Annotated in this window: 25 protein-coding genes and 1 pseudogene; 12 read left to right on the forward strand and 14 right to left on the reverse strand. The window is 70.8% G+C overall.

Annotated features, from left to right (window positions below):
- Positions 1 to 22: 22 nt before the first annotated feature.
- Positions 23 to 505, reverse strand: coding sequence for an SAV_6107 family HEPN domain-containing protein (locus tag BS329_RS00840; protein ID WP_076154800.1), 483 nt, complete (start codon positions 503 to 505; stop codon positions 23 to 25).
- A gap of 238 nt (positions 506 to 743) precedes the next feature.
- Here BS329_RS00840 and BS329_RS00845 point away from each other — a divergent pair, with 238 nt between their 5' ends.
- The gene (locus tag BS329_RS00845; RefSeq protein ID WP_076154802.1) at positions 744 to 1,277 is read left to right on the forward strand and encodes a YbaK/EbsC family protein; all 534 of its coding nucleotides are present in this window, start codon (positions 744 to 746) and stop codon (positions 1,275 to 1,277) included.
- A complete protein-coding gene (locus BS329_RS00850; RefSeq protein WP_076154803.1) occupies positions 1,274 to 1,837 on the forward strand; it encodes a GNAT family N-acetyltransferase in 564 nt (187 codons plus the stop codon). The genes BS329_RS00845 and BS329_RS00850 overlap by 4 nt, the downstream gene beginning before the upstream one ends.
- Here BS329_RS00850 and BS329_RS00855 read toward each other — a convergent pair.
- The 3 genes from BS329_RS00855 to metF all read right to left on the reverse strand — a co-directional run bounded on the left by BS329_RS00855 (position 1,834) and on the right by metF (position 5,683).
- Entirely contained in the window at positions 1,834 to 2,715 is an 882-nt protein-coding gene (locus tag BS329_RS00855; protein WP_076154805.1) for a DMT family transporter, read from the reverse strand. The genes BS329_RS00850 and BS329_RS00855 overlap by 4 nt on opposite strands.
- A 355-nt stretch (positions 2,716 to 3,070) precedes the next feature.
- Complete coding sequence (locus BS329_RS00860) at positions 3,071 to 4,756, reverse strand: DUF885 domain-containing protein (protein ID WP_076155099.1); 1,686 nt, start codon at positions 4,754 to 4,756, stop codon at positions 3,071 to 3,073.
- A gap of 42 nt (positions 4,757 to 4,798) precedes the next feature.
- Positions 4,799 to 5,683: a methylenetetrahydrofolate reductase [NAD(P)H] gene (gene metF, locus BS329_RS00865; protein ID WP_076154807.1), complete on the reverse strand. Its 885-nt coding sequence runs from the start codon at positions 5,681 to 5,683 to the stop codon at positions 4,799 to 4,801.
- A 120-nt stretch (positions 5,684 to 5,803) separates the two neighbouring features.
- Between metF and merB the strand changes: the two genes are divergently transcribed.
- A complete protein-coding gene (gene merB / locus BS329_RS00870) occupies positions 5,804 to 6,484 on the forward strand; it encodes an organomercurial lyase (protein WP_076154808.1) in 681 nt (226 codons plus the stop codon).
- A gap of 108 nt (positions 6,485 to 6,592) precedes the next feature.
- Here merB and BS329_RS00875 read toward each other — a convergent pair whose 3' ends face one another.
- Entirely contained in the window at positions 6,593 to 6,898 is a 306-nt protein-coding gene (locus BS329_RS00875; RefSeq protein ID WP_076154810.1) for an AzlD domain-containing protein, read from the reverse strand.
- The gene (locus BS329_RS00880) at positions 6,895 to 7,563 is read right to left on the reverse strand and encodes an AzlC family ABC transporter permease (RefSeq protein ID WP_076154811.1); all 669 of its coding nucleotides are present in this window, start codon (positions 7,561 to 7,563) and stop codon (positions 6,895 to 6,897) included. The genes BS329_RS00875 and BS329_RS00880 overlap by 4 nt, the downstream gene beginning before the upstream one ends.
- A 47-nt stretch (positions 7,564 to 7,610) precedes the next feature.
- Between BS329_RS00880 and BS329_RS00885 the strand changes: the two genes are divergently transcribed.
- The 5 genes and pseudogenes from BS329_RS00885 (at position 7,611) to BS329_RS00905 (ending at position 12,582) form a co-directional block, all read left to right on the forward strand.
- Complete coding sequence (locus BS329_RS00885) at positions 7,611 to 8,177, forward strand: CGNR zinc finger domain-containing protein (RefSeq protein WP_076154813.1); 567 nt, start codon at positions 7,611 to 7,613, stop codon at positions 8,175 to 8,177.
- 124 nt (positions 8,178 to 8,301) lie between these two features.
- Positions 8,302 to 9,393 carry a polyprenyl synthetase family protein gene (locus tag BS329_RS00890; protein ID WP_076154814.1) on the forward strand — a complete coding sequence of 364 codons (1,092 nt, stop codon included), beginning with the start codon at positions 8,302 to 8,304 and terminating at the stop codon, positions 9,391 to 9,393.
- Positions 9,393 to 10,868, forward strand: a complete 1,476-nt coding sequence (gene crtI, locus BS329_RS00895) for a phytoene desaturase family protein (protein WP_076154816.1) — start codon at positions 9,393 to 9,395, stop codon at positions 10,866 to 10,868. Before BS329_RS00890 ends, crtI begins: the two co-directional genes overlap by 1 nt.
- Positions 10,865 to 11,800 (forward strand): annotated as a pseudogene (locus BS329_RS00900) (phytoene/squalene synthase family protein). The gene crtI and the pseudogene BS329_RS00900 overlap by 4 nt, the downstream one beginning before the upstream one ends.
- The gene (locus BS329_RS00905; RefSeq protein WP_076154818.1) at positions 11,797 to 12,582 is read left to right on the forward strand and encodes an LLM class F420-dependent oxidoreductase; all 786 of its coding nucleotides are present in this window, start codon (positions 11,797 to 11,799) and stop codon (positions 12,580 to 12,582) included. The pseudogene BS329_RS00900 and the gene BS329_RS00905 overlap by 4 nt, the downstream one beginning before the upstream one ends.
- A gap of 68 nt (positions 12,583 to 12,650) precedes the next feature.
- On the opposite strand, the gene BS329_RS00910 is transcribed toward BS329_RS00905, so the two are convergent.
- Positions 12,651 to 13,202 (reverse strand): CGNR zinc finger domain-containing protein, encoded by a 552-nt coding sequence (locus tag BS329_RS00910; RefSeq protein ID WP_076154820.1) that lies wholly within the window; start codon positions 13,200 to 13,202, stop codon positions 12,651 to 12,653.
- Between the two features lie 22 nt (positions 13,203 to 13,224).
- Between BS329_RS00910 and BS329_RS00915 the strand changes: the two genes are divergently transcribed.
- The gene (locus BS329_RS00915; RefSeq protein WP_084749293.1) at positions 13,225 to 14,391 is read left to right on the forward strand and encodes an MFS transporter; all 1,167 of its coding nucleotides are present in this window, start codon (positions 13,225 to 13,227) and stop codon (positions 14,389 to 14,391) included.
- Here the strand turns inward: BS329_RS00915 and BS329_RS41710 are convergent.
- Positions 14,360 to 14,728, reverse strand: coding sequence for an Rv2175c family DNA-binding protein (locus tag BS329_RS41710; RefSeq protein ID WP_084749295.1), 369 nt, complete (start codon positions 14,726 to 14,728; stop codon positions 14,360 to 14,362). The two genes, BS329_RS00915 and BS329_RS41710, sit on opposite strands and share 32 nt — an antisense overlap.
- Before the next feature lie 184 nt (positions 14,729 to 14,912).
- On the opposite strand from BS329_RS41710, the gene BS329_RS00920 reads away from it, so the two are divergent.
- Together BS329_RS00920 and BS329_RS00925 are read left to right on the forward strand one after the other, a co-directional pair.
- Positions 14,913 to 16,967: a Stk1 family PASTA domain-containing Ser/Thr kinase gene (locus BS329_RS00920; protein ID WP_076155101.1), complete on the forward strand. Its 2,055-nt coding sequence runs from the start codon at positions 14,913 to 14,915 to the stop codon at positions 16,965 to 16,967.
- 118 nt (positions 16,968 to 17,085) lie between these two features.
- A complete protein-coding gene (locus BS329_RS00925; RefSeq protein WP_076154822.1) occupies positions 17,086 to 17,877 on the forward strand; it encodes a hypothetical protein in 792 nt (263 codons plus the stop codon).
- 218 nt (positions 17,878 to 18,095) lie between these two features.
- On the opposite strand, the gene BS329_RS00930 is transcribed toward BS329_RS00925, so the two are convergent.
- Complete coding sequence (locus BS329_RS00930; RefSeq protein ID WP_076154824.1) at positions 18,096 to 18,929, reverse strand: NAD(P)H-binding protein; 834 nt, start codon at positions 18,927 to 18,929, stop codon at positions 18,096 to 18,098.
- A 93-nt stretch (positions 18,930 to 19,022) separates the two neighbouring features.
- Here BS329_RS00930 and BS329_RS00935 point away from each other — a divergent pair, with 93 nt between their 5' ends.
- Positions 19,023 to 19,772: a TetR/AcrR family transcriptional regulator C-terminal domain-containing protein gene (locus BS329_RS00935; RefSeq protein WP_076155103.1), complete on the forward strand. Its 750-nt coding sequence runs from the start codon at positions 19,023 to 19,025 to the stop codon at positions 19,770 to 19,772.
- An 80-nt stretch (positions 19,773 to 19,852) separates the two neighbouring features.
- On the opposite strand, the gene BS329_RS00940 is transcribed toward BS329_RS00935, so the two are convergent.
- Genes BS329_RS00940 through murD form a run of 5 tightly spaced genes read right to left on the reverse strand, consistent with a single transcriptional unit; the run spans position 19,853 to position 26,258 of the window.
- Positions 19,853 to 20,689 (reverse strand): cell division protein FtsQ/DivIB, encoded by an 837-nt coding sequence (locus BS329_RS00940; RefSeq protein WP_076154826.1) that lies wholly within the window; start codon positions 20,687 to 20,689, stop codon positions 19,853 to 19,855.
- A 2-nt stretch (positions 20,690 to 20,691) separates the two neighbouring features.
- Entirely contained in the window at positions 20,692 to 22,101 is a 1,410-nt protein-coding gene (gene murC, locus BS329_RS00945) for a UDP-N-acetylmuramate--L-alanine ligase (RefSeq protein WP_076154827.1), read from the reverse strand.
- Positions 22,094 to 23,221, reverse strand: a complete 1,128-nt coding sequence (murG, locus tag BS329_RS00950; protein WP_076154828.1) for an undecaprenyldiphospho-muramoylpentapeptide beta-N-acetylglucosaminyltransferase — start codon at positions 23,219 to 23,221, stop codon at positions 22,094 to 22,096. Before murG ends, murC begins: the two co-directional genes overlap by 8 nt.
- On the reverse strand, positions 23,222 to 24,715 hold the full coding sequence (gene ftsW / locus BS329_RS00955; RefSeq protein WP_076154830.1) for a putative lipid II flippase FtsW: 1,494 nt from the start codon (positions 24,713 to 24,715) through the stop codon (positions 23,222 to 23,224).
- Positions 24,702 to 26,258 (reverse strand): UDP-N-acetylmuramoyl-L-alanine--D-glutamate ligase, encoded by a 1,557-nt coding sequence (murD, locus tag BS329_RS00960; RefSeq protein WP_279628119.1) that lies wholly within the window; start codon positions 26,256 to 26,258, stop codon positions 24,702 to 24,704. Before murD ends, ftsW begins: the two co-directional genes overlap by 14 nt.
- Positions 26,259 to 26,262: the final 4 nt, after the last annotated feature.

Consider the following 26,262-nt stretch of genomic DNA (forward strand, 5'->3'; position numbering starts at 1 on the left):
GGCACCCCCTCTCCGTGGCGCGCTAGGCCACATATGCCCCGTCACCCATCGACAGCCCGTGCACCACCCGGCGCACCAGTTCCAGGAACACCGAGGCCGCCTGCGCCAGATCGTCCGCCATTTCGACGGTGACCTTGCCGGTGATCCCGGCCTGCGCCGCCGCCCTCGTGGCGGAGTTGGCCGCGAAGAACACCGCCCAGTCCTTCAGCTCGGGTGCGACCGATTCGAGCAGCACCCAGCCGCTCGCCGGCCGGGCACGGCCACGGTGCGGACGCCCGCGGGCCTCCAGTACCGCCGCGGCGCCCCTCAGCGCGGCGAGATACGCCCCGATGAACCGCTCCGCGGGATCGGTCTCCCGCTCCGCTTCGCCGAGGCCGCGCCTTGCCTGTGCGTACAAGGAGACCGCCGCGGGTGGCGCCGGCGGGCGCAACGACATCGGCAGGGCGGGCTGTGCGGCGTCCCCCGGCCTCTTGGCTTCGTCGGGGGACACGACCGAAACGGACATGACGACCCTCCTCCTGTACGTGAGCGCCGGGCCGGTGCCCGGTGCGGAGGCGCTTCCCCCGCCCCCGCTCCCGGGCACCTACCGGTGCGCGCTCACCGAATGTCGAACGTCTGTTCGAACAAGTCCAATGTAACCCTGAAGTGCCCCTTTCTTCAACCCCGGCCACCTCGACCCCGTAGCCGGGTGATCGCCGCATGTGGTGCGGGACACGGGATCGGCCACGTGATCTCATAGGCTCATGAGCACCATCGACCAGTCCGGCCACCCCTCCTCCGTGGCCAAGGTCGCGGCCGCGCTCGCGGAGGCGGGTCAGCAGGCCGCCGCCGACGGGATCCGGATCCTCCCCGCCGAAGTCCGCACGGCCGCCCAAGCGGCCGAAGCACTCGGTGTCGAGGTCGGCGCGATCGCGAACAGCCTCGTGTTCCGCAGTCGTACCGGCGGATCCGAGACCGCCCTGCTCGCACTGACCTCCGGGGCGCACCGAGCCGACACCGCGTTCCTCGCCTCGCTGACCGGCGCCGACGAGGTCGGCAAGGCGGACGCGGATTTCGTCCGCGAGCACACCGGGCAGCCGATCGGCGGGGTCGCGCCGGTCGGGCACCCGGCGGCGCTGACCACCGTCGTCGACACCGCGCTGCGAGCCCACGACGTCGTCTGGGCGGCGGCCGGGCACCCGAAGTCGGTGTATCCCACGACGTTCGACGGGCTCGTCGCGCTGACCGGGGGCACCCCCGCGGCCGTCGCGGGCGGCGGGCAGGATGGGCGCCCGTGACCGCGATGTCCTCGGAATGCACCCGTTACGTCCAGCTGTCCGCGGACGAGTTCCGCGCCCGGCTCCCCGAGGCGCTGACCATCTACGTCGATGCCATGCGTTATCCCGAAGGCACGGCGGAACAACGCGCGCCGATGTGGCTCACGCACGCGCTGCGCGAAGGGTGGCGCTGCATGGCCGCGCTCGACGCGGACGGCGTCCTGCTCGGGCTCGCTTACGGCTACAAGGGACGCGGCGGCCAGTGGTGGCATGAGCAGGTCCGCCACGGCCTGACCCGCCGCGAGGGCCAGGCCGCCGCCGAGCACTGGATGTCCGACTACTTCGAGCTCACCGAGATCCACGTCAGCCCCGCGAGCCAGGGAAAGCGGATCGGCGAGGACCTCCTGCGACGGCTGCTCGACGGCGTGCCCAGCGCCCACGTCCTCCTTTCCACCCCGGAAGGCACCAGCCGGGCCTGGAACCTGTACCGGCGCACCGGGTTCGTCGATGTGCTGCGGGACTATCACTTCGCCGGGGATCCGCGGGCGTTCGCGATCCTCGGCCGGACGCTGCCCCTCTAAGGCTTCGTATAGGCGACGGCGAGCGCGGCGATCAGCACCGCCGCGCCGCACCAGCCGATGGCGCCGAGCCGTTCCCCGAGCACGGCCATGGACAGCAGGGCGGCGGTCAGCGGTTCGAGCAGGGCGGACAGCGCGGCCAGTACGGGATGCGCGCTTTCGAGGCCGCGGAAGTACGCGGCGTACGCCAGCGCCGTCGGCACGACGCCGAAGTAGAGGACGAGCGCGAGCACGTCGGCTTGCGGTGGCACGGCCATTCCGAACCACAACGCGGCGGGCAGGAGCGCCGCGCCGCCGATCAGGCAACCGAAAGCGGTGGTGGGCAAGGGATCCAGGCCTTCGACGCGGGTCGCGGTGACCAGCGTCAGCGCGGCGAACCCGGCCGCGGCGAGGAGTGCGAAGAGCACTCCGGCGACGTTGGCCTTCTCCCCCGGTGTCCACTGCAACAGGGCGAGTCCCACCAGGGAACCGGCCAGGGACACCAGCGTCCACGTTCCTGGCAAGCGCCGGGTTCTTCCGACCGTCGCGACGGCGAGCAGCACGGGGGCGCTGCCGATGGTGGTCATGGTCGCGACGCTCACGGAACTCAGCGAGACCGCGGCGAAGTAGCTGGCCTGGAAGAGGGCGAACAGGCCGCCGACCACCAGAAGGCGACGGCGGGCCTGTGGTGTGCGGGGAAGGCCGCGAAGTCCTCCGGTGAGCCAGAGGTAGCCGGTGGCGACCAGGCCGCCGATGAGCAGCCGGTACGCGGCGACGCTCAGCGGAGGGAGTTCCGCGCGGGAGGCGAGCAGGGAGCCGGCGAGACCGCCGGTCCCCCAGAGGACGCCGGCGAGGACCAGCGCGGCCGACGATCGGGCGCGCGTGGGTACGGCAAGGGACATGGGAAACGCTCCTGCGTCTGTGTCTGTCGGAAGGGACGTCGACGACGCGGGGTGCTTTCAGCGCATCACGGATCGGCCGGGCGGCTGGAACGCCGCGCGGCCGCGCACACCCCGCTCAGGAGGCGGGGGGTGGGGTGACGAGAAAGATCCGGTGCACGGAGGGAACGTAGCAAGGCAGCGGCGGCGTGCGCACGTGAATTGCGGCACGGGGCTGAAGAGCCCCTTCGGCTTAGCAGGGCGCTGACCGCCCTGCCGACGTCCGGAAGTGCGATGAAGGACGCTTTCCTGGCGAATTTCGCGGGGAAAGCGTCCTTCATCGCGGCGTGATCACCCGCACGAAGAACGAGAGCGGGGCTCAGTCCAGCGCGGCCAGCATCTCGCGCAGCGTGTCCAGCCCCATCCCGCCCAGCGCGAGCGCCCGCGTGTGGAACTGCTTGATGTCGAAGGCGTCGCCCTGCCGGGCACGGGCCTCGTCGCGCGCGGTGAGCCAAAGGCGTTCGCCGAGCTTGTACGACGGCGCCTGTCCCGGCCAGCCCAGGTAGCGGTCGATCTCGTCGTACACGTGGGCCGCGTCGGTGACGGTCCGGGTGAGCATGAACTCCAGGCCGAGGTCGGGCGTCCACCGCTCGCCCTCGTGGAAGCCGGTGCCCGCCGGGATCTCCAGCTCCAGGTGCATGCCGATGTCGACGATCACGCGCGCGGCGCGGAACAGCTGCTCGGACAGCATGCCGAAGAGCTCACCGTCGTCGGAAAGGAAACCGAGGTCCTCCATCAGCCGCTCGGAGTACAGGGCCCAGCCCTCGGCGTGCCCGGAGGTGAACGCCAGCAGCCGCTGGTACTTGTTGAGCGACCGCGACTGGTCGACCGCGGTCGCGATCTGCAGGTGGTGACCCGGCGCGCCCTCGTGGTAGACGGTGCTGACCTCACGCCAGGTGGTGAACTCGTCCTTGCCCTGCGGCAGCGACCACCACATGCGGCCGGGACGGGAGAAGTCCTCGCTCGGGCCGGTGTAGTACGCGCCGACCGTGCCGCCGGGCGGAGCGATCTTGCATTCCAGCTCCATGACCTGGTCGGAGATGTCGAAGTGCTTGCCACGCAACGACTTCAGCGCGTTGTCGGACAGGTTCTGCATCCAGGCCTGGAATTCCGCCCGGCCGCGCACGACGTACTTCGGGTCGGCGTCGAGGGCGGCGGCCGCCTCGGCCAGGGTGGCGCCGGGCTTGATCCGGCCCGCGACCTCGCGCATCTCCGTTTCGATGCGGGTGAACTCGGCCCAGCCCCAGGCGTAGGCCTCGTCCAGGTCGAGGGTGGCTCCGGTGAACAACCGCGACCACAGTTGGTAGGCCTCGGCGCCGACGGCGTCCTTGACCGGCGCCAGCGGGGCGAGTTCGGCGCGCAGGAAACCGGCGAATTCCGCGTACGCCTCCTGCGCGGCGTGGGCGGCCCGCTCGAGTTCGGCGCGAAGCTCGTCGCTGACGCCTTTCGCGCCCGACACCAGCGTGTCGAAGAACCCCGGCTCGTCCTTGAGACCCGCCCAGGTCTCCGCCTGCTCGGCGACCTTGCCGACCTGGCGGAGCGCGGCGACGTGGCCCGCGTCGGCACCGGCGAGCAGCGACGCGCGGTACTGGTCGAGCGCCTCGGAAACCTTGGCCATGCGGGCGGCGATGTTCGCCCAGTCCGCCTCGGACTCGGTGGGCATGAGATCGAAGACCATCCGCAGGTTCTGCGCGGGGCTCTCGATCACGTTCAGCTCGGCGAGGTCGAGACCGGCCTCGTGGATCTCCAGGATCAGCCCGGTCCGCTCGGTGAAGACCGCCTTGGCCGCGCGTTCGCCGTCGTCGCGTGGCTCGGCCGCTTCGATGTCGGCCAGCGCGCGGGAGGCGATCGCGGCCCGCGCCGCGTGCCCGGCGGGCGAGTAGTCGGTCAGCTGGTCGTCGTATCCGGAGATGCCGTACGTCGTCGCGGTGACCGGGTCGGCCGCCGCGTACTCGTCGACGTACCGGTCACAGATCTGGTGCACACTTTGCGCGGTCGAAGCCATGACCAGCACGCTACCGGGACGACGGGCGACTTCGGTACGGAGTTACGCGCGGGCCGGGACCAGGCCGAGCCTGCTGACCACCTCACGCGTGGCCTTAGACCGGTTGAACGTGTAGAAGTGCAGGTCGGGGACACCTTCGGCGATGAGCCGCTCGCACAGTTCGGTCACCGCGTCGATCCCCGCCGAGCGGAACGACTTCGGGTCGTCGGCCAGCGGTTCGAGCCGGTCGAGCAGCCGCCGCGGCGCGGGCGCGCCGGAGAGCTTGATCGACGTGTGCAGCGTCCGCAGCGTGGTCAGCGGCATGATGCCGGGGATGACCAGCGCCTCACAGCCGGTGGCCGCCACCCGGTCCCGCAGGCGGAGGAAGTCCTCGGGCTCGAAGAACAGCTGCGCGATCGCGAAATCCGCGCCCGCGCGGAGCTTGCGCACCAGGTACTCGGTGTCGGCTTCGAGATTCGCCGACCTCGGGTGGCCGTACGGGAACGCCGAGACGCCGACGCAGAAGTCGCCGAGCGACCGCACCAGTTCGACGAGTTCCTCGGCGTAGTTGAGCCCGTCCGGATGCGGGACCCAGTCGCCGTAGACGTCGCCCGGAGGGTCGCCCCGCAGCGCGAGAATGTTCCGCACGCCGACAGCGGCGTACCAGCCGATGACGTTGCGCAGTTCCGCGACGGAGTGGTTCACGGCGGTGAGGTGCGCCATCGGTACCAGCGTGGTCTCGGTGGCGACGCGGGCGATGCTGCGGATCGTGCCGTCGCGGCTGGAGCCGCCGGCGCCGTAGGTGATCGACATGTACGCCGGGTCCAGTGGCTCGAGTTCCCGGATCGACTTCCACAGCACGGCCTCGTCCACCGCGTCCCTCGGCGGGAAGAACTCGATGGAGAACACGGGTCCATCACCCTGCAACCGCTCGACCACCGACGTCATACCGCCATGTTAGGGGGGAAAGCCCGCTGGCTGGGAGCCCCCTCTCAGGCAAGGGACGGGCGACTTCAGCCACTCGCGAGCGGTTGCCGAGCGACGTCCACCTGGGGAGACTCTGGAGCCATGAGCGCCGAAGACGACACCAGCTGGGACGAAGACGTCCGCGTCGCGGTCTACCGCGCGTTCGCCGAGCACGGGAGGCGGCCGACGGCGCCGGAACTGGCCGACGCCGCCCACGGGTCGCTCGCGGTGGCGAAACAGGCGCTGCACCGGCTCGCGGAGCAGCGGCATCTGGTGCTCGACGCGCGCGAACACGTCGTGATGGCGCATCCGTTCGCGGCGATCCCGCTCGGGTTCTCCGTGATGGGTGAACGGACGCTCTGGTGGGGCGGCTGCGCCTGGGACGCGTTCGCGATCCCGCATCTGGTCAAGACCGAACCCGAGGTGCTCGTGTCCACGCGCTGCCGTGGTTGCGGTGGGCCGCAGGCTCTGCTGGTGAACGACCGGACCCCACCGAAGGGTGAACTGGTCGCGCATTTCCTGGTCCCGGTGGCGCGGATGTGGGACGACGTCGTGCACACCTGTGGCAACCAGCGGCTGTTCTGCGGCGAGTCCTGTGTGGACGGATGGCTGACGGAAACAGGACAGGACAAGGGATACGTCCTGGATCTCGCGACGCTGTGGCGGCTCGCGGCAGGCTGGTACGAGGGCAGGCTCGAGCACGGCTACCAGCGCCGCGATCCGGCCTCGGCGGCCGCGTACTTCAAGCAGGCGGGGCTGGGCGGCCCGTTCTGGAGCCATTGAGGGCGGCGAAGGAAACCTTCGGCACCACCGGCCACCCACGGACACGACACGTGCGGCCTTCTCCTCGCCGAACTCGCGTGCGGGGTTGATCCAGGCTCCCGCAGGACCCTAGATCAGGAAGCGCAGTGCGGCGGTGACGACGACCCCGCAGAGGATCGCGGCGAGCGCCGGTACACGCAGCACGTAGGTCACCGCGATCGCGGCCAGCCCGGCGCAGAGCGTCCAGTCGACCCCGGTCCAGGCCGGGCCGGTGATGTCGGTGAGCACCAGACCGGCCAGCAGGGCGGGCGCGAGCAGCGCGATCATCCCGGCCAGCCGGGGCGGCAGTTCCCGGTCGCCGAGCAGGGCCGGGCCCGCCGCCTTGAACCCGACGCTGATCAGCGCGACGACGACGATGGTGATCCAGAGCGTCATCGCCGGACCCCCACTCCGACCAGGGCGGCGGCCGAGGCGCCGATCAGCGCGAGCCCCACCGGGACGAACAGCACCAGGATCCCGGCGAGGCAGGCGGCGAGCGCGGCCGTCCAGACCGCCTCGCGGGAACGGCGCAGTTCGTCGATGAGCAGGATCAGGAAGAAACCGGGGAACACGACGTCGAGCCCGAAGCGCGCGACGATGTCCGGGGACGGGGCGGCGAGGACGCCGAGCACCGTGCCCAGCACCCACGCGGGTAACTGGACGAGCGTGCAGCCGATGAGCTTCTCGCGGTCGAAGCGCCCTTCGCCGAGATGGGCGGCCACCCAGGAACCGTCGACGACGGCCTGACCCTCCCAGGCGCGGCGCAGTCGCCCGCCACGCAGGTCCTTGGCGACGGCGACGCCCATCGGCAGGAACCGGGCGTTGATCAGGGCCGCGGCGCCTGCCGCGACGGCGAGGTTGCCGCCGCCCGCGAGCGCGGTGGCCATCGCGAACTGGGCCGAGCCGGAGAACACGATGATCGACGCGACGATCGGGGCGGCGATCCCCCAGTTCAGAGTCTGGCTGTAGGCGCCGAAGGTGACACCGAGGACGAAGGTCGCGACACCGAGCCCGAGGCCGACGCGGGCGCCGGCCAGGTAGTGCCGCCGGAACGTTGTCATGCTTCGACCCTAACAAGCTAAACTGAGTTTGACCATTAGGAGGATTCGTGGACGGCCACTGGGACGGATACGACAGCGTCGGTGGGAGCGTGCCGTTGGACCTGGTCAACACCGTGTCCTGGCGGCGTGATCCGGCCAGGCGGGACGACCGGCTTTCCACCCCGGTGCGGCTGTCCGAGTGGGTCGTCCTGGTCGGTGCCGGCGACGAGCGGCTGGAAATCTCCGAGGCCGTCCTGGAGACGGTGAAGGCGTTCCGCGAAACGCTCTACCGGGTGCTCGTGTCGGACCCGCCGGATGCCGGGCCGCTGCGGAAATCGCTGGTCTCCGCGTACCGGCACGCCGAACTCGCGCCGTCCTTGCCGCTGCGCTGGACGGTTCCGCTGGTGAACGACACCGCGTTGCCGCACATTCTCGCGCTGGCGACCGAGGACCTGCTGCGATCCGGGGATCTCGATCGGATCCGGGAATGCGAGGGGCCGGGCTGCGGCTGGATCTTCACCGACCACACGCGCAACCGGTCGCGGCGCTGGTGCAGTTCGTCGGACTGCGGGAACCGGGCGCGGGCGAAGCGGCATTACGACAAGGGGGCGCGTGACAAGGTTCCGCGCGATTAGTCCTCTGGTTGCGGTCCATGCGCGTGCAACTACCGCAACCAGAGGACTGGTCGCGGGGTCTGTTTCACCACATTCCACGCCACCCGACTGGGTCACGACGGCGCCCTTCCCGGAGGATGTGCTCATGGACACGTCCGCCTACGACGCCGATCTGCCCGCCAACGTCGAGCGGGCGCTGGCCGGGTTCCTCGAGCGCGCCGGCGCCGAGATCCGCCGCGCCGAACCGACCGTGGGAATCGGGATCGACGCTCTGGCCGGGTTCGTGCTGGGCGGCGGCAAACGCCTGCGTCCCACCTTCGCGTGGTGGGGCTGGCGCGGCGCGGGCGGCGATCCGGCGGGGCCGGACGTCGAAGGCGTACTGCAGGCGGTGGCCAGCCTGGAGCTGATCCAGGCGTGCGCGCTGATCCACGACGACCTCATCGACTCTTCCGATTCGCGCCGCGGTTCGCCGACGGTGCACATCGCGGGCGCCAAACTCCACGCCGACAGCGGGTGGCTGGGTTCGCCGAGCACGTTCGGGCTCGCGACCGCCGTCCTGGTCGGCGACCTCGCGCTGGCCTGGGCCGACGACATGTTCGGCGAGGCGCCGCTCCCGCCCGCGGCCCTCGCGGCGGCCCGGCCCGCGTGGCGCGCGATGCGCACCGAGGTGCTCGCCGGGCAGTACCTCGACGTCCGCACCCAGGCCACCGGCGACGCCTCCCCCGAGGCGGCACTGCACATCTGCAAGCTCAAGACGGCCGCGTACACCGTCATGCGCCCGCTTCACCTCGGTGCCGCGCTCGGCGGCGCCGACGACGCCCTGATCGCGACGCTGCGCGAGTTCGGTGACGAGGTCGGCGTGGCGTTCCAACTGCGGGACGACCTGCTCGGCGTGTTCGGCGACCCGTCGGTCACCGGGAAACCCGCCGGTGACGACCTGCGCGAAGGCAAGCGGACGCTGCTGGTCGCGCTGGGGCTCCAGCGGGCGGCCGAGCAGGGCGAGGACGCCGCGACCCGGGTCATCTCCGACGCCATCGGCGACGCGCACCTCTCCGAGGACGCCGTCGAGACCGTGCGCGAAGCACTGCAGGACGTCGGCGCCGTCGACGCCGTGGAACGCCGCATCGACGAGCTCACCGAGTCCGCGCTGGCCGCGCTGGACCGCGCCCACCTGGCCGAGCCCGCTCCCGCCGCGCTGACCGGATTGGTCGTCAAGGCGACCCAGCGGACGTACTGATGCGCACCGTCACCGGTCCGAGTGACCACGTGGTGGTGATCGGTGGCGGGCTCGCCGGGCTCTCGGCGACGCTGCACCTGCTCGGCGCCGGACGCCGGGTGACCTTGCTGGAGCAGGACAAGACCCCCGGCGGCCGGGCCGGTCAGTCGGATTTCGGCGGTAACACCGTCGACACCGGTGCCAGCGTGCTGACCATGCCGGAACTGCTCGACGAGGCCTTCGCGGCGGTCGGCGAGTCGCTGGCGGGCAACCTGACCCTGACCCGGCTCGACCCGGCCTATCGCGCGCGGTTCGCCGACGGCAGCACGATCGCCGTGCACACCGAGGCGGCGGCGATGGAGGCCGAGATCCGCGCGGTCGCGGGCCCGGCCGAGGCCGAGGGTTACCGTCGCCTGCGGCGCTGGCTCACCGAGTTGTACGCGGTGCAGAAGGACCACTTCATCGGCGCGAACTTCGATTCCCCGCTCGACCTGGTCCGGCCGGAACTGGCGAAACTGGCCGCACTGGGCGGTTTCGGGCGGCTCGGCCCGAAGATCGGCGGTTTCCTGCGTGACGACCGGGTGCGCCGCCTGTTCTCCTTCCAAGCGCTCTACGCGGGACTCGACCCGGCCCGCGCGATCGGCGCGTACGGCGTCATCTCCTTCATGGACACCGTCGGCGGGGTCCACTACCCGGCGGGCGGGATGGGCGCGATCGCGCGGGCGATGGCGAGCGCGGCCGAACGCGCCGGCGCGGAACTGCGGTTCGGCACCGAGGCTGCCTGGCTGGAAAGGGTTTCCTCGCGGGTGCGCGCGGTCCGGACCCGCTCGGGTGAGCGGATCCCTTGCGACACCGTGGTTCTCGCGACCGAACTCGGCACCGCGTACCGGCTGCTCGGCGCCCGCCCCCGGCGTCCGCTGCCGCTGCGGTACTCGCCGTCGGCGGTCGTCCTGCACGGACATTCGCGAAGAATTTGGCCGGATTTGGGCCACCACACCATCTTCTTCGGCCAAGCGTGGGAAAAGACGTTCTCGGAGATCATCCGCGAGGGCAGGCTGATGAGCGATCCGTCGCTGCTGGTGACCCGGCCGACCGCGACCGAACCGGGGCTCGCCCCCGGCGGCGACCAGGTGATCTCGGTGCTGGCCCCGGCGCCGAACCTGCGCCGCGGCAAGATCGACTGGGGCCGGGTCGGGCCCGCCTATCGCACGGAACTCCTGCGGACACTGGAAAAGCGCGGCCTCACCGGATTCTCGGACGACTTCGCCGTCGACGAGACGATCACTCCGGCGGGCTGGGCGGAGCGCGGCCTCACCGCGGGCACCCCGTTCTCCCTTGCGCACACCTTCGCCCAGACCGGTCCGTTCCGGCCGGGAAACCTGATGCGAGCGGCGGAAAACGTCGTGCTGGCCGGCTGCGGGACCACGCCGGGCGTCGGTATCCCGCCGGTGGTGATCTCCGGCAGGCTCGCGGCGGGAAGGGTCACCGGCCGATGACGGAACTCGACGCCGCCGGCATCACCGAACCGGCGTTGCGGGCGGCGTACACCGAATGCCGCCGCATCAACGCCCAGTACGGCCGCACCTTCTTCCTCGCGACCCGGCTGCTGCCGTCGCGGACGCGGCCGTTCGCGCACGCGCTGTACGGCTTCGCGCGGATGGCGGACGAACTGGTCGACAATCCCGCGCCCGGCACCGATCCGGCGTTCGCGCTCGGCGAGGTCGCCAGACGGGTCGGACAAGTCTTCGACGGTGGCACGCCGTCCGATCCGGTGCTGACCGCGCTCGCCGACACCGTGCGGCGCCACGACCTGGACCGCGACCTGTTCGACGCGTTCCTGCGGTCCATGGCGATGGACCTCAAGATCACCGAGTAGACGACCTACGCCGACCTCAAGGACTATGTCCACGGTTCGGCCGAGGTGATCGGCCTCCAGCTGCTGCCGGTCTTCGGCACCGTCGTCCCGGTCCCCGAGGCCGAACCCGGTGCCGCCGCGCTGGGCGAGGCGTTCCAGCTGACCAACTTCCTGCGCGACATCGGCGAGGACCTCGACCGGGGGAGGCTGTACCTGCCCACCGAGGAACTCGCGGCGTTCGGCGTCGACCGCGAACTGCTCGAATGGTCGCGCGCCCGCGGGCTGCCGGACCGGCGGGTGCGGCGCGCGCTCGCCGTGGCGGTGGCGGTGGCGCGCAACCGGGCGGTGTATCGCCGGGCCGAAGCAGGAATCCCGTTGCTGCGCGAGGAATCCCGGGCCTGCGTGCGGACGGCGCTCGTACTCTGCGAAGGCATTCTCGACGAGATCGTCGCCCTCGGTTACGACGTGCTGAGCACCCGCGCGGTCGTCCCCCGCCGTCGTCGTGCGGCCGTCGCCCTTCCGAAGTTACTGGCGAGCGCGTGGAGCAACTCCAGGCTTAGGCTTCCATCATGACCACTGCTTCGAACAGGAAGATCCGGATCGGCGTCCAGTTGCAGCCGCAGCACGCCGAATACAAGGCGATCCGCCGGGCGGCTTCGGAGGCCGAAGACCTCGGTGTGGACATCGTGTTCAACTGGGACCACTTCTATCCGCTGTACGGCGAGCCCGAGGGCCTGCACTACGAGTGCTGGACCATGCTGGGGGCCTGGGCGGAGTCCACGTCACGGGTCGAGATCGGCGCGTTGGTGACGTGCAACAGCTACCGCAATCCCGAACTGCTGGCCGACATGGCCCGCACCGTCGACAACATCTCCGACGGGCGGCTGATCCTCGGCATCGGCTCCGGCTGGTTCGAGAAGGACTACGACGAGTACGGCTACGAGTTCGGCACCGCGGGTGGGCGGCTCGACAACCTCGCCGAGGCGCTCCCCCGGATCGAGAGCAGGCTCGGGAAGCTGAACCCGCAGCCCGTCCGCAAGGTCCCGGTGCTGATCGGTGGCGGCGGCGAGAAGAAGACGCTTCGCCTGGTCGCGAAGCACGCGGACATCTGGCACGGCTTCGGCGACCCGGAGGTCGTCGAGCGCAAGGTCAAGATCCTCGACCAGCACTGCGCCGACGTCGGCCGGGACCCGAAGGAGATCGAGCGTTCGGTCGCCGTCGAGGGCGAGCCCGAGGAGCTGGGCCCGAAGCTGCTGGCGCAGGGCGTCTCGCTGTTCACCGTGGCGACCGGCGGGCCGGACTACAACCTCGACAAGCTGCGTTCGTGGATTCAGTGGCGGGACAAGCAGGGCTGAATCGCTTTCAGGTGTTAAGAACGGGACTTTTATGGCAGATTTTGCGATGAAAGTCCCGTTCCTGACATTCAGGACCGATCGCGCCGGTGAGCCGCGACCCGCTCCCGAGTAGCGCACCGCGACGAGCAGTATCGCCGCGGGCTCCCCCCGCCCAGGTGCACGAAGGGCTTCCCGCAGCCCGAGGCGGCGCACAGCCCACCCGGCGGCGCCTGGCGGTCCGCGAGCAGCACCGCCAACGCCAGCGCGGACGACGTCACCAGCCACGCGCCCCACGGCCCGTCGTCATCGGTGTCCACGTGCAGATGCCAGCCGAACCCGTCGGCGTGGTCGGTCAGCCGCGGCGGATGCCCGTACCGGGCCAGCAACCGGTTGAGCACCCCGGTCGCCGACGCGACATCCCGCGCCGCGAACACCTCCCGCAGCTCCGAAGCCGCCTCGCGCAAAGACGCCACGTCCGACGGCGCCAGCTCGACCGAGGTCTCGCCGTGCGCCTCCAGCACGGCGCGGACAGCAGGAACCGACGGATCTGGCGAGAGCAGGACGACCAGCAGATCCACCGCCCGCTGCGCCGCCGCCCGCGCCGACCGGCCGGGCAGGAAATCCCGCTGCGCTGAAGTCATCCCTCACTGTAACGTCTCACCCATGAGAGGCCGTTACAGACTCGCCGTCTACCTCACCGGCGCAACGGTCGCCAGAACCGGCGATGAACTGTCCGGACCGGCGTTGCTCCTGCTCGGTCTCAGCGTCGATGGCTCGGCCGCCACCGGGTCCGCGCTGCTGGCGGGCCTGACGATCTCCGCGGCGGCGGGCGGGCCACTCCTCGGCGCGCTGCTCGACCGCAGTACCAGGCCTGGTCGGCTGCTGGCGTGGGCGTTGCTCGCCTACGCGGGCGGGCTCGGCGTGGTGCTCGCGCTCATCGAAGTCCCCGCGGTGATCGCGGTCGCCGTCGCGGCCGGGTTGCTCAACCCGGCCTTGGCGGGCGGCTGGACGGCCCAGTTGCCGCAGGTCCGCGGCCGGACACCGCTGCCGAGGGCGAGTGCGCTGGACGCGATGACGTTCGCCGCCGCGAGCCTCGCCGGTCCGGGACTCGCCGGGCTCGTGGCCGCTTACGCCGGCGCCCCGGCCGCGGTGGCCGTTGCGATCACGCTGGTCGCGGCTGCTTTCCCCGCGGCTTGGGCACTCCCCGCCGCCGAAGCGAAGCCCGCGAAACCGATCCGCCGACGGCTCGCCGAGGGGTTCGCGGTCCTCTTCCGCAACCGCGCGCTGCTTCGGGCCACCGCGACGTCCACGGTGTCCTTCGTCGGTATCGGGATCGCGCTGGTGTGCTACCCACTGCTCGGCGCCCAGCGACTGGACGCCCCCGGATTCGGCGCGCTCCTGCTCACCGTGCTGGCCGCCGCGTCGCTGGGCGCGAACGCGGTACTGGCCCGCAAGCCGCCACCGCCGGACCGCACGGTCCTCGCCACGACAGGCCTGCTGGGCTCGAGCTTCCTGCTCGCGGCCACCGGACACGACGTGGTGACCCTGACGGCCGCCGCCGTACTCGCCGGATTCGCCGAAGGGCCGCAGCTTTCGGCGCTTTTCGCCATCCGTCATCGCGAAGCGCCCGCGGAAGTACGGGCTCAGGTTTTCACGACGGCGGCGAGCGTGAAGATCACCGGACTCGCGGCGGGTGCCGCTGTCGCGGGGCCGTTGAGCGCACTCTCCGTGACCACGGCGCTGAGTGCCGCGGCGGGGTGTCAGCTCCTCGCGGCCGCGACGTTCATGCTGGTCAGAGCTAGAACGCCATCGCCTGCGCGCGCCGTTTGACCTCGGTGCCGTGGCTGGTGCGGAGCGCGTTGACCGGGGTGGCCCCCGGCAGGGTGTCGTCCTCGGCGAAGAGCCAGCGCAGCATCTCCGTCCGGCTGAAGCCGGAGTCCGCGAGCACGGTAATGGTGCCCGCCAGGCCCTTGACCACGCCGTCCTTCACCAGGAACGCGGCAGGGACGTAGAGCTCACCCTTGCGCCGGACGGCGATCAGGTGACCGTCACGCAGCATCTGGCGGACCTTGCTGGCCGAAACGTTCAGCGCGGTCGCGGCCTCCGGAAGCGGGAGAACGGCCACATCTGCACCGAGAACGTCGTCGGCGACGGGAATACCACTCACAGGTGACACTGTGCCACATTCCGTCTCCCGCTCCGCTGGTACGCCTGGGTGACGGGATGGGCATGACAGAGCGTGCCCGCGTGGTCACGCATACCGCCGATTCGAGGGAATGACGGAAATCGTGATCCTCGGCGCGCCAGGTCCCGTACACCAGAACATGGGCACTTCCGTACGATCCATAGCCGTGACACGCACGGACCCCACTCTGGTGGGCACTCTGCTCGAGGGCCGCTACCGGGTGGACAAGCTGCTCGCACGCGGTGGGATGTCGTCGGTGTACCGCGGCGTCGACACCCGCCTGGACCGCCAGGTCGCCATCAAGATCATGGACCCGCGCTTCGCCGACGACAGGTCGTTCGTCGAGCGCTTCGAACGGGAGGCCCGCTCGGCGGCCCGGCTGCATCACCCGCACGTGGTGGCGGTGCACGACCAGGGCTTCGACACCCCCGGCGGGGAGGAGTCCGGCCGCGCGTTCCTGGTCATGGAACTCGTCGACGGCGGCACCCTGCGCGAACTGCTCACCGAACGCGGACCGCTGGACGTCGCGCTCGCGCTGAGCATCACCGAGCCCGTGCTGTCCGCGCTGGCCGCGGCGCACGCCGCCGGCCTGGTGCACCGCGACGTCAAACCGGAGAACGTGCTCATCGGCCGCGGCGGCACCGCGCTTTCGGGTGGTGTGGTCAAGGTGGGCGACTTCGGCCTGGTCCGCGCGATCGCGAGCGCGGGCACCACGAGTTCGAGCGTCATCCTCGGCACGGTCGCCTACGTCTCGCCCGAACAGGTCGCCACCGGCGCGACCACGTCGAGCGGCGACGTCTACTCGACCGGGATCCTGCTGTACGAAATGCTCACCGGGCGAGCGCCCTACACCGGCGACACCGCCATCTCGGTGGCGTACCGGCACGTCAACGACGACGTCCCGCGCCCGAGCGAACTGCGCCAGGGAATCCCTCCGCAACTGGACGAGCTGATCCTGCGCGCCACCCGCCGCGACCCCGGGCAGCGCCCGGCCGACGCCGCGGTGTTCCTCGCCGAACTGAACCATCTGCGCACCATGCTCGGCATCCCGGCGGTCCCGGTACCCGTGCCGCTGCCGCCGGACGCCGGCCGGGAGACCGACGCGGAGCGCACCACCCCCGGCATCCCCGCCGTCCCGGCGGTGAACCCCGCCATGGCGACCGCGGTGCTGACCCCGGTCGCCGAAGCCACCATGCCGGTCACCGGACCGCGTGGAACACAGGCGCTGTACCGGGAACCGCGGCCGCCCGCCGCACCGCCGCCCCGGACACCTCCCCCTCGGCCCGAACCGGCCGCGGACGACGACCAGCCGCAGTCGCGCAAACGCCTCTATCTGATGATCGCGGCCGCCGTGGTGATCTTCGGCGGCCTGATCGGCGCGTTCGCGTTCATCCTCAACGACACGGGCCCGACCGCGTCGTCGGTGCCGAAGCTGGCCGGGATGAACCAGGCCGCCGCCGGTGACGCGCTCCGGTCGGCGAAGCTCACCCCCGCCTACACCGAGGAGTACAGCGACACCGCCGCGCAGCACACGGTGATCCGGTCCGATCCCGCGGCGGGCACCTCGCTCGCGCCGGGCGCCACGGTCAACGTCGTGCTGTCCAAGGGCCGCCCGATCGTGCCGGACATCCAGGCCGGGACGAGCCAGCAGGACGCCGAGACGGCGATCAAGGCCGCGCAGCTGACCCCGGTCCAGGGTGAGCAGCAATTCAGCGACGTCGCCAAGAACAAGGTGATCCGCGTCGACCCGAGTCCCGGTTCGCAGCTGAACATCGGCGGGCAGGTCACGATCGTCCTGTCCAAGGGCCCCGAACCGCTGCCGCCGGTCCCGGACGTCACGGGCCAGGCCAAGGACGCCGCTTTCGCGATCCTGCAGCAGGCGGGCTTCCAACCGTTCCAGGCGGGCGAGGAGTTCTCCGACCAGTTCGCCGCCGGACTGGTGATCCGTACCGATCCGAAGGGCGGCGGCAAGGCGGGCAATCGCCGGATCGGGGTGTTCGTTTCGAACGCGGTCGAAGTGCCGAACGTGACGTTCAAGCGGATGGAAGAGGCGATCCAGATCCTGCGTCAGGCGGGCCTGGAAGCAGACCGTGAGGGTCGCGGAAACGGCAACGGTCATGGCGGCGGAAACGGCGGTTTCGACTTCGTCCTGCAACAGGATCCGCAGCCGGGCACCAAGGTGCCGAAGGGCACGAAAGTGCGGCTCAGGGGCTTCGGGTGACGCGAAAGGTGCGCTGAAACCGTTCAGTACCGGCCCGGTCATCGGATACCGTGAACCGCATGGTGGTCTTCGACGGCGTGAGCGGCGTGTCAGCCAGGTTCGCCCCACCCGGTCCGCGATGAGCTTCTTCACCGACGGTCCGCGCGGTCGCCCCCTGTTCCCGGTGCCGGAACAGGAACTGTTCGGCTACAACGGCCGCCCTTGGGTGGACTCGCCGCACGAGTACATCGTCCCGGCGATCCTGCCCTGGTCGATGCCGCTCGGCCGCGCCGAACGGACCATCGTGGCGCTGCGCGGCATCGAGGTGTGGCCGGAGGCGGTGTCCTTCCAGCTGTCGGTGTACTCACGGGATCTCCTACTGGACGAGCCCGGCGAAGGCCTGATCGACCACCGCCGGGTCCCGGACTACAACGCGCTGCTGGTCGGGGTGCTCTTTCCCGACGGCCGCCGGGCCAGTTCGGAGACCATCTCCGTGCCGTCCGCGTCGAAACCGGATCAGCCGGTGCTGCGCGCGCGGGGGCTGGGCGGCACATCGTTCCACGTCGACCACGAGATCTTTCTGTGGCCACTGCCGCCCGCCGGACCGCTGGAGTTCGTCGTCCAGTGGCTCGACCGGGACATCGAAGAGACGCACACCTCGCTCGACGGCACCGCGATCCGCGACGCCGCGAAGGAGGCGGGCGAGATCTGGCCCGGCCTGCCCTCCCGCGAGGCGCACGGACTGCCCGTCCGCCGGGTCGGGGCACAGGCGATGATCACCCCGGCCTGGCCCCGCGAGTCGCAGGCGCCGCCTCCGCTGCCCCAGCCCCAGCGGTCGTCCCCACCGCCGCAGCCGCCCGCTCCGGTGACGGCGGACCGGCCGCCACGTGGTGCGCCGCTGCCGACCCGCCTCCCCCGCCGGGCACGCTGACGTCCGTCTGATCACGCGTGCCGTCCATCTCCTCACGCGTGCCGTCCGTCTGATCACGCGTGCCGCCCAACCAGCCCGCACAACCACCGAGTCGGTACAGCTGGTCGTGAATGGCGATTCGGTTAGGGCGACCTGTATTCAGCGTCCTGATTCCTCCATCGTCACCAAGCCGCACTGGGCTCGACCTTGATCAAGCACAGCCACTCACGCGGTGGGGCTCAGCGGAACGCTTCGACGTTCGCCGCCGCCCACTCCGCGTAGGTGACACCGGGCCGCCCGGTGAGTTCCTGGACGACGCCCGTCGGCGTGTCCGGGTTCTCGGTGAAGTACGCGAAGCCGTCGAGCAGCCACTTGGCGATCTCCGCCGGAATCCCGGCGGCGGCCCACTGCTTGTTCGCCTCTTCCCGGGTGAGTTCCTGGAAGACGACCTCTTCACCGAGCGCGGCCGAGATGGCGGCGACCTGTTCGCGCTGGCTGATCGCCGTCGGCCCGCTCAGGGTGTGCTTCTTGCCTGCGTGCCCTTCGGTCAGGAGGACGTGCGCCGCGACGGCGGCGATGTCCCCGAGGTCGATCGGTGTCATCCGCGCTTCGGCATAGGCCTCGCGAACCACGCGCTCGGCCTTGATCGTCTCCGCCCAGCCGAAGGTGTTCATCATGAACGCACCCGGCCGCAGGAACGTCCAGTCGAAGCCTGCCTCCTGGACCGCCTTCTCGATGATCGCGAACTCCACGCCACTCGAGTTCTCCTCCGGGTCATCGGCGTTGCTGCCCGACAACGCCACCACCCGGCGCACTCCGGCCTCCTTCGCCAGCTTCACGAAGTCGTCCACCTTGTCCGCCCGCGGCGCCAAGTACACGGTGTCGATGCCCTTCAGGGCTTCCGGCAGCGTCTCCGGCTTGCCCAGAAAACCCTTGACGACCTCCACCTGCTCCGGCAGCGCCGCCTTCACCGGGTTGACGGTCAGCGCCCGCACCGGCGCTCCGGCCTTCACCAGTTCGTCGACCAGCAGCCTGCCGACATTTCCGGTCGCACCGGTCACCAGGATCGTCACGATTCCCCACTCCTTTTCGTACGTCCTACGGGAATGGTTAACCGTACCTCATACGAGAATGTAGAATCCAGTTCCCGGCCGAGTGGAGTGTGGATGGACCTCGAGCGCAGCCTCGATCTGTTGTGGCGTGACCGCGGCGAAGCCCGGCATCCGACCAGGGGACGAAAGCCGAAACTGACCCTCGACCAGGTGATCTCCACCGCCGTCGCGCTCGCGGACGGCGCAGGCGAGGCGACCGTGTCGATGAGCCAGATCGCCAAGGAACTCGACGTCGGCACGATGACGCTCTACACCTACGTCCCCGGCAAGACGGAACTGCTGGACCTCATGGTGGACTCGGTGCTCGCCGCCCGTGACCTCCCTGGCCCCGGCGACCCCCGGCCGGACGGTTGGCGCGAGCAGGTGCGGCTCTACGCCGGGCGCACCCTGGCCGTGTTCCGGGCACATCCGTGGCTGCGCTCGACGTCGATGGTGCGGCCGGTGCTCGGACCAGGGCTGATGGCGGGCCAGGAGTACCTGATCGCGGCGGTGTCGGACATCGGGCTGGCGCCGCGCGAGGCGGCCGCGGCCGCGAACAGCATCGAGATCTACGTCCAGGCGAACGCGGCGCTTTCGGCCGAGACGGCCCAGGTCGAGCAGCAGACCGGGCAGTCGACCGACGCCTGGTGGGGGCAGCGGTCGGTGTTCTGGGAGAAGTACTTCGACGTGGAACGGCATCCGGCGATGACCCGGATCTGGGAAAGCGGGGGTTACGACGCGGAGACCTGCGAAGCCGCCGACGAGACCTACACGTTCGGCCTGGAGCGCATGCTGGACGGCATCGAAGCCCTCGTCACCCCCTGACGCCCTCCCCGCCGCCGCGTTTCGTCCTCTAGTTGCGGTAGTTCGTGACGCGAACTACCGCAACTAGAGGACGAAACGCATCAGGAGACGGTGGGCAAGTCGGGGGCGGAGACGTCGAAGACCTTGCCCTCGCGGGTGAGAAGCGCGGCGAGGACCTTCGCCTTGCGCTCGGTGTCGGCCGAGGTCCCCCAGCGCACCGTCTTCCCGTCGGCCAGCGCGAACTCGACGCTGCCGGGGGTCTTCGCCGTCGCGGTGGTGACCTGCTTCAGCAACTGCTGCGGGATCACGCCGAGGACGCCGGTCACCGCGCGGGTCACCGGGTCGTCGGCCGACACCAGCGGCAGCTTCAGTTCGGGCAATCCCGCGGGTCGCTCCTTGACCGTCTTGAACACCACACCCCCGCCGTCGACGAGGTGCACGCCGTCGCCGCCGGGCCCGCTGTCGAAGAACGCGATCGCGACACGTTCGGTCACGGTGATCTCGAGTGTGCTAGGCCAGGACCGGGAGACGTCGACGGTGGCGATGCCGGGCATCTGCGCCACCCGATCGCGGATCTCGTCGGTGTCCAGGCGCAGCATCGGCTTCTGGTCCGGTACCGCCGCCGCGGCCCGGATCTGGTCCCCGGGCACGGAACTCGCCCCGACGACGTCCACTTGCCGCACGCCCAGCATCGAGCTGAACCACAGCAGGTAGACGAGGGCGACGACGGTCAGCACCGAAAGCACCGCGACCCAGCGCCGCCGCATCTCCTTGCGCTTGACCGGCCGGGTGATGCGGCGGCGGTCCTGGACGGATCGCCTGCCGCGCCGGGCCTTCGCCCGTTGGATCCGTTCTGTCCGTTGAGCCCGTTCGGCCCGGTCCCTGCCCGGACGCCGACCGGGTTCGGCCGGGCGGCGGCGTTCCCCGGTCTGCGTCATGGCTAGCCTGCCCGCCGGTCCAGCTCGGCCAGGATCTCCGGGCCGAGCTGCGTGACGTCGCCGGCGCCCATGGTCACCAGCAGGTCGCCGGGCTTGACCAGGTCCGCCGCGAGCTTCGCCGCGACGTCGAACGCGGGCTGGTAGTGCACGGTGGCGCCGGAGATCTGATCGGCGATGAGCGCGCCGCTCACCCCGGGTTCCGGCTTCTCGCGGGCACCGAAGACGTCCAGCACGACGACCTCGTCGGCCAGCGACAACGCGGCCGCGAACTCCGTCGAGAACGTCTTCGTGCGCGAGTACAGGTGCGGCTGGAAGACCACGATGACCCGCCCCTGCCCGGCGGCGGTCCGTACCGCGCGCAGCTGCGCCTCGACCTCGGTCGGGTGATGCGCGTAGTCGTCGTACACCCGGACGTCGCCCGAGCGGCCCTTGAACTCGAACCGCCGCCGGACGCCGCCGAACGCGGCGAGCCCTTCGGCCAGTCCTTCGGCGGGCGCGCCCAGCTCGATCCCGGCCAGCAGCGCGGCGATCGCGTTCAACGCCATATGCTCGCCGGGCACCGCGACACGGAGATCGATTTCCTTGCCCTGCAAGGAGATCCGCACGAAGCCGCCGTCGGGGGCCGGAACGAAGTCCAGCACCTTGGCGTCGTCCGCGCCGGTGACCGAACGCCCGTAGCGGCGGACGCGGATGCCGCGTTCCTCCGCCTGCGCGCCCAGCCTGTCGGCGCCCTCGTCGTCACCGCAGACGATGAGCAGCCCGCCCGGTTCGATCCGGCCGAGGAAGTCGGTGAACACCGCGACGTACGCCTCGGCCGTGCCGTGGTGGTCCAGGTGGTCCGGCTCGACGTTGGTCACCACGGCGACCGACGGCGAATAGGCCAGGAACGACCCGTCGCTTTCGTCGGCCTCGGCGACGAAGACGCCGCCCTCGCCGTGGTGCGCGTTCGCGCCCGACTCGTTGAGGTCGCCGCCGATGGCGAACGACGGATCGAGGTGGCAGTGCATCAGCGCGACGGTCAGCATCGACGTCGTCGACGTCTTGCCGTGCGTCCCGGCGATGCACGCGACACGGTGGCCCTCCATCAGCCCGGCCAGCGCCTGTGCGCGGTGCAGCACGGTGATCCCGCGTTCCCGCGCGGCCGCCAGTTCCGGGTTGGTCTCCTTGATCGCGGTCGACACGATCACCGAGGACGGGCCCTCGGGGAACGCGTCGAGGTTCTCGGCGCGCTGGCCGACGGCGATCTCGGCACCCTGGGCACGCAGCGACAGGAAAGCACGCGACTCCTTGGCGTCGGAACCGGACACCTGGACCCCGCGGGCCAGCAGGATGCGGGCGATCCCGCTCATCCCGGCGCCGCCGATCCCGATCAGATGGGCACGCGTCAGCGTGTCGGGCAGATTGTCAGACACCGGCGGCCTCCAGCACGATCTTGGCAAGGGTCTCGTCGGCCTCGCGGTGGCCGAGCCCGACCGCGGCGGCACTCATCTTCGCGATCCGATCGGCGTCGGAGACCAGCGGGATCACCAGTTCCGCGATCTTGGCGGCGGTGAGGTCGGCGTCGTCCACCATCAGCCCGGCACCCGCGTCGACCGCGGGCCGGGCGTTGACCGCCTGTTCGCCGTTGCCGTACGGCAGCGGGACGAACACCGCGGGCAGGCCGACGGCGGAGACCTCGGCGACGGTCATCGCGCCGGAGCGGCACAGCACCGCGTCGGCGGCGGCGTAGGCCAGGTCCATCCGCTCCAGGTACGGCACGGGCACGTACGCGGGCTTCCCGGGGAACTCCTGGACGACCAGCGTGTTCTTCGGCCCGTGAGCGTGCAGCACACCGACACCGGCGTCCGCGAACTCCTTGGCCGCGCCGGAGACGGCGCCGTTGATCGACACCGCGCCCTGCGAGCCACCGAAGACCAGCAATGTCGGGGCGTCGGGGTCGAGCCCGAAGTGCTCGCGGGCTTCGGCGCGCAGCGCCGCCCGGTCGAGCGAAGTGATGGAGCGGCGCAGCGGGATGCCGATGACCTCGGCCTTCGCCAGCGGTGTCCCCGGGACGGCGACGGCGACGCGAACGGCGAACCGCGCGCCGACCTTGTTCGCCAGCCCCGGCTTCTCGTTGGCCTCGTGCACCACGATCGGCGTGCGCCCGCGCGCGGCGAGGTACGCCGGAAGCGCGACGTAACCGCCGAAGCCGACGACGACGTCCGCGCCGACGCGCTCCAGGATCTCCCGGGTGCGCTTGACCGAGTCGCGGACCTTCATCGGCATCTTCAGCAGCTCGGGTGTCGGCTTGCGCGGCATCGGCACCGGCGGGATCAGCTCCAGCGGGTAGCCGCGCGCCGGAACGAGCTTGTTCTCCAGTCCGCGCTCGGTCCCCAGCGCGATCACCTTCGCGTCGGGACGCAGGCGCATCACCGCGTCGGCGAGCGCGAGTGCGGGCTCGATGTGTCCTGCGGTGCCGCCGCCGGCGACCACGACCACCGGCGCCTTGCCCGCGACCTCGGCTGCGGCGTCGGCTCTAACGGGGTTGTTCACCTATGACCTCTCCGGTTTGCGGTACCGGCGTTTCGCGGTACCGCGGTTCACTGCCGTTCGCGCGGCCGTCCTCCTGCCGGGTTCCCGGACCGAACGGCGCCGCTCCTGGGCGGGCGACGGCCTCGCCGTCCTCGGCGCGGGCCTCGCCGCCTTGGCGGCGAGGCCCCTGGCCGCGGAGCCCTTGCGCTTGGCCGGCGGGCGGTACGGCTCGGGCGCGGGAAGCCTCAGCAGGCGTCCGAATTTACCCGGCCCCTGCGAACGCAGTGCGGCCACCGCCTCCGGTTCGTGCCGGGCGGCGTTGGCGAGGATCCCCATGATGAGCATGGTGATCACGAGCGACGTCCCGCCGTAGGAGATCAACGGCAGCGTGACCCCGGTGACCGGCAGCAGGCCGACGACGTACCCGATGTTGATACCCGCCTGCGCGACCAGGAAAACGGTCAGCGTGCCGGCGACGATCCGGATCCACGGGTCGAGATTGCGGGTAGCGATCCTCAGGCCGACGACGGCGACCCCGGCGAACAGCCCGAGCACCACCGCGCAGCCGATGAAGCCGAGTTCCTCGCCGATCAGGGCGAAGATGAAGTCGTTCTGCACGTTCGGCAGGTAGCCCCAGTTGGACTGCCCCTGGCCGAGGCCCTTGCCGAACAGCCCGCCGTCGGCGAGCGCGAGTTTGGCCTGGTTGGCCTGGAAGCCGTCCGCGCTGGTGTCCGGGTCGCCGGAGACGAACGACAAGACCCGCGCGAGCCGGTACGGCTCGATGATGGCCAGTACCAGCACCCCGACGAGACCCCCCGCGAGGAGGACGCCGAACAGCCGTTTCGGCGCGCCCGCGAACCACAGCAGGGCCAGCAGCACCACCGCGAGGGTGATCGTGCCGCCGAGGTCGGGTTGCATCATGACCAGCGCGAACATCAGGAGGGCGATCGGCACGAGCGGGACGAGCAGATGCCGCCACTGGTTGATGATGTTGTACTTGATCACCAGGATGTGCGCGCCCCAGAAGGCCAGCGCGACCTTGGCGGCCTCGACCGGCTGGAACGCGAACCCGCCGAGCCTGAACCAGCCCTGCGAACCGTTGACCGTGGACCCGAGCGGGGTCAGCACCAGCACGAGCAGCCCGAGGCAGACCACGGTCGCCGTCGCCGACAGCCGCCGGACGCGTTCCAGCGGTATCCGCAGCCCGACCCAGAACACGACGGCGCCGATCGCGGCGAACATGATGTGCTTGCCGAACTGGGCGTACACGCCGGTGCCGGTCTTCGGGTCGTACGAGGCGACCGAGGACGCGGACAGCACCATCACGATGCCGATCACGGTCAGCACGCCGGTGAGCGCCAGCACCAGGTGGAACGAGGCGAGCGGCCGCGAAAGCCACGCCGTCAGCGCGGTGCGGAAGGCGACGAACGGGCTTTCCTTGCGTTCACGCCTCTCACGAGACTTGCGCTGCCTCGGCGCGGGCTCGCGCTTTCTTCTCTCCTCAACCGCCGTCACTGGTCTCCCCCGCACCGTCGCGCAGGACACGCACCGCGCTCGCGAACGCGTCGCCGCGTGCGCCGTAGCTCGAGAACATGTCCAACGACGCCGCGGCGGGGGCCAGCAGCACCACATCTCCGGGGCGCGCCAGGGCGCGGGCCGCCTTCACCGCCGCAGTCATGAGGTCATCGTCACCCGGAAGGAGGCTGTTGACCGGGACATCCGGCGCGTGTCGCGCGACAGCGGCGGCGATCACGGGTGAATCGACGCCGAACAGCACGACTCCGCGCAGCCTGCCTGCGATCGAGGCGACCAGTTCGTCCACAGAAGTGCCCTTGAGCTGGCCACCGGCGATCCAGACGACGTTCAGGTGCGCGCGCAGCGAGCCACTCGCCGCGTGCGGGTTGGTCGCCTTGGAGTCGTTGATGTACCGGACGCCGTCGATCTCGCCGATCTCCTCGGCCCGGTGCGGGGCGGGCCGGTACTCGCGCAGGCCCTTGGCGACGTCCTCGCCGCTGACGCCGTACGCGCGGGCCAGCGCGGCCGCGGCGAGCGCGTTGGAGACGTTGTGCGGACCGGCGGGGCGGACGTCGGCCAGCGTGCCGAGTTCGTCGGCACTGGTCGCCGGGTCGGCGACGAAGGCGCGGTCGACCAGCAGGTCCTCCACGATCCCGAGTTCACCGGGACGCGGGGTGTCCATGCCGAAGGCGACCCGGCGGGCGTCCGCGGGCGCGTGCTCGTCGGCGAGCCGGGCGGACCACTCCTCGCCGAGGTTGTGCACCACGTTCCGCGAGTGGGCGTGGACACGGCCCTTCGCGGCCGCGTACTCCTCCATCGAGCCGTGCCAGTCGAGGTGGTCCTCGGCCAGGTTCAGCACCACCGAGGCGTGCGGGGCCAGCGTGGACGACCAGTGCAGCTGGTAGCTCGACAGCTCCACGGCGAGCACCTCGTGCCCGGCGCGGACCGCGTCCAGCACCGCGAACCCGACGTTCCCGCAGGCCACGGCGTCGACCCCGGCGGCAACGAGGATCGACTCCAGCATCCCGACCGTGGTGGTCTTGCCGTTGGTGCCGGTGATCGCGAGCCAGACCGGCGGTCGGTCACGCAGCTGCCCGACGCGCCAGGCCAGCTCGACGTCGCCGATCACCTCGATCCCCGCTCCGGCCGCCGCCACCAGCAACGGCGATGTCGGCTTCCAGCCGGGGCTGGTCACGACCAGCTCGACACCGTCGGGCGGCTCCGACAGACCCGGCACCAGTTCGGCGCCGAAACCTTCCAGCTCCGCCAGTCGCCCGGCGTCGCTGTCGGTGACGGTGACCCGCGCGCCCTGCTCCAGCAGGACGGGGACGATCGACTTGCCGGTGACCCCGGCACCGGCGACGAGGACGTGACGACCGGCAAGTGTCGCGTGGCCCCAGTGTCTCGCGTCCGCAGTGGATCCACGTGGTTCCTGGCAAGCCGGAGAAAAGCCGCTCGTACTGGATGTACTTGGGCTTTTCTCCGGCGCAGCCAGGGGCCGCGTGGGCCGCAGCGAGTGCGTGGCACTGGGGTCACGTGACACTTGA

Source organism: Amycolatopsis coloradensis, assembly GCF_001953865.1.
GTDB lineage: Bacteria > Actinomycetota > Actinomycetes > Mycobacteriales > Pseudonocardiaceae > Amycolatopsis > Amycolatopsis coloradensis.

Bases quoted from the DNA above. Each gene is read 5' to 3' on its own strand.
- BS329_RS00840 (WP_076154800.1), bottom strand. From the start codon at position 505: ATGTCCGTTTCGGTCGTGTCCCCCGACGAAGCCAAGAGGCCGGGGGAC.
- BS329_RS00845 (WP_076154802.1), top strand. From the start codon at position 744: ATGAGCACCATCGACCAGTCCGGCCACCCCTCCTCCGTGGCCAAGGTC.
- BS329_RS00855 (WP_076154805.1), bottom strand. From the start codon at position 2,715: ATGTCCCTTGCCGTACCCACGCGCGCCCGATCGTCGGCCGCGCTGGTC.
- BS329_RS00860 (WP_076155099.1), bottom strand. From the start codon at position 4,756: ATGGCTTCGACCGCGCAAAGTGTGCACCAGATCTGTGACCGGTACGTC.
- metF (WP_076154807.1), bottom strand. From the start codon at position 5,683: ATGACGTCGGTGGTCGAGCGGTTGCAGGGTGATGGACCCGTGTTCTCC.
- merB (WP_076154808.1), top strand. From the start codon at position 5,804: ATGAGCGCCGAAGACGACACCAGCTGGGACGAAGACGTCCGCGTCGCG.
- BS329_RS00875 (WP_076154810.1), bottom strand. From the start codon at position 6,898: ATGACGCTCTGGATCACCATCGTCGTCGTCGCGCTGATCAGCGTCGGG.
- BS329_RS00880 (WP_076154811.1), bottom strand. From the start codon at position 7,563: ATGACAACGTTCCGGCGGCACTACCTGGCCGGCGCCCGCGTCGGCCTC.
- BS329_RS00890 (WP_076154814.1), top strand. From the start codon at position 8,302: ATGGACACGTCCGCCTACGACGCCGATCTGCCCGCCAACGTCGAGCGG.
- crtI (WP_076154816.1), top strand. From the start codon at position 9,393: ATGCGCACCGTCACCGGTCCGAGTGACCACGTGGTGGTGATCGGTGGC.
- BS329_RS00905 (WP_076154818.1), top strand. From the start codon at position 11,797: ATGACCACTGCTTCGAACAGGAAGATCCGGATCGGCGTCCAGTTGCAG.
- BS329_RS00910 (WP_076154820.1), bottom strand. From the start codon at position 13,202: ATGACTTCAGCGCAGCGGGATTTCCTGCCCGGCCGGTCGGCGCGGGCG.
- BS329_RS00915 (WP_084749293.1), top strand. From the start codon at position 13,225: ATGAGAGGCCGTTACAGACTCGCCGTCTACCTCACCGGCGCAACGGTC.
- BS329_RS00925 (WP_076154822.1), top strand. From the start codon at position 17,086: ATGAGCTTCTTCACCGACGGTCCGCGCGGTCGCCCCCTGTTCCCGGTG.
- BS329_RS00935 (WP_076155103.1), top strand. From the start codon at position 19,023: ATGGACCTCGAGCGCAGCCTCGATCTGTTGTGGCGTGACCGCGGCGAA.
- BS329_RS00940 (WP_076154826.1), bottom strand. From the start codon at position 20,689: ATGACGCAGACCGGGGAACGCCGCCGCCCGGCCGAACCCGGTCGGCGT.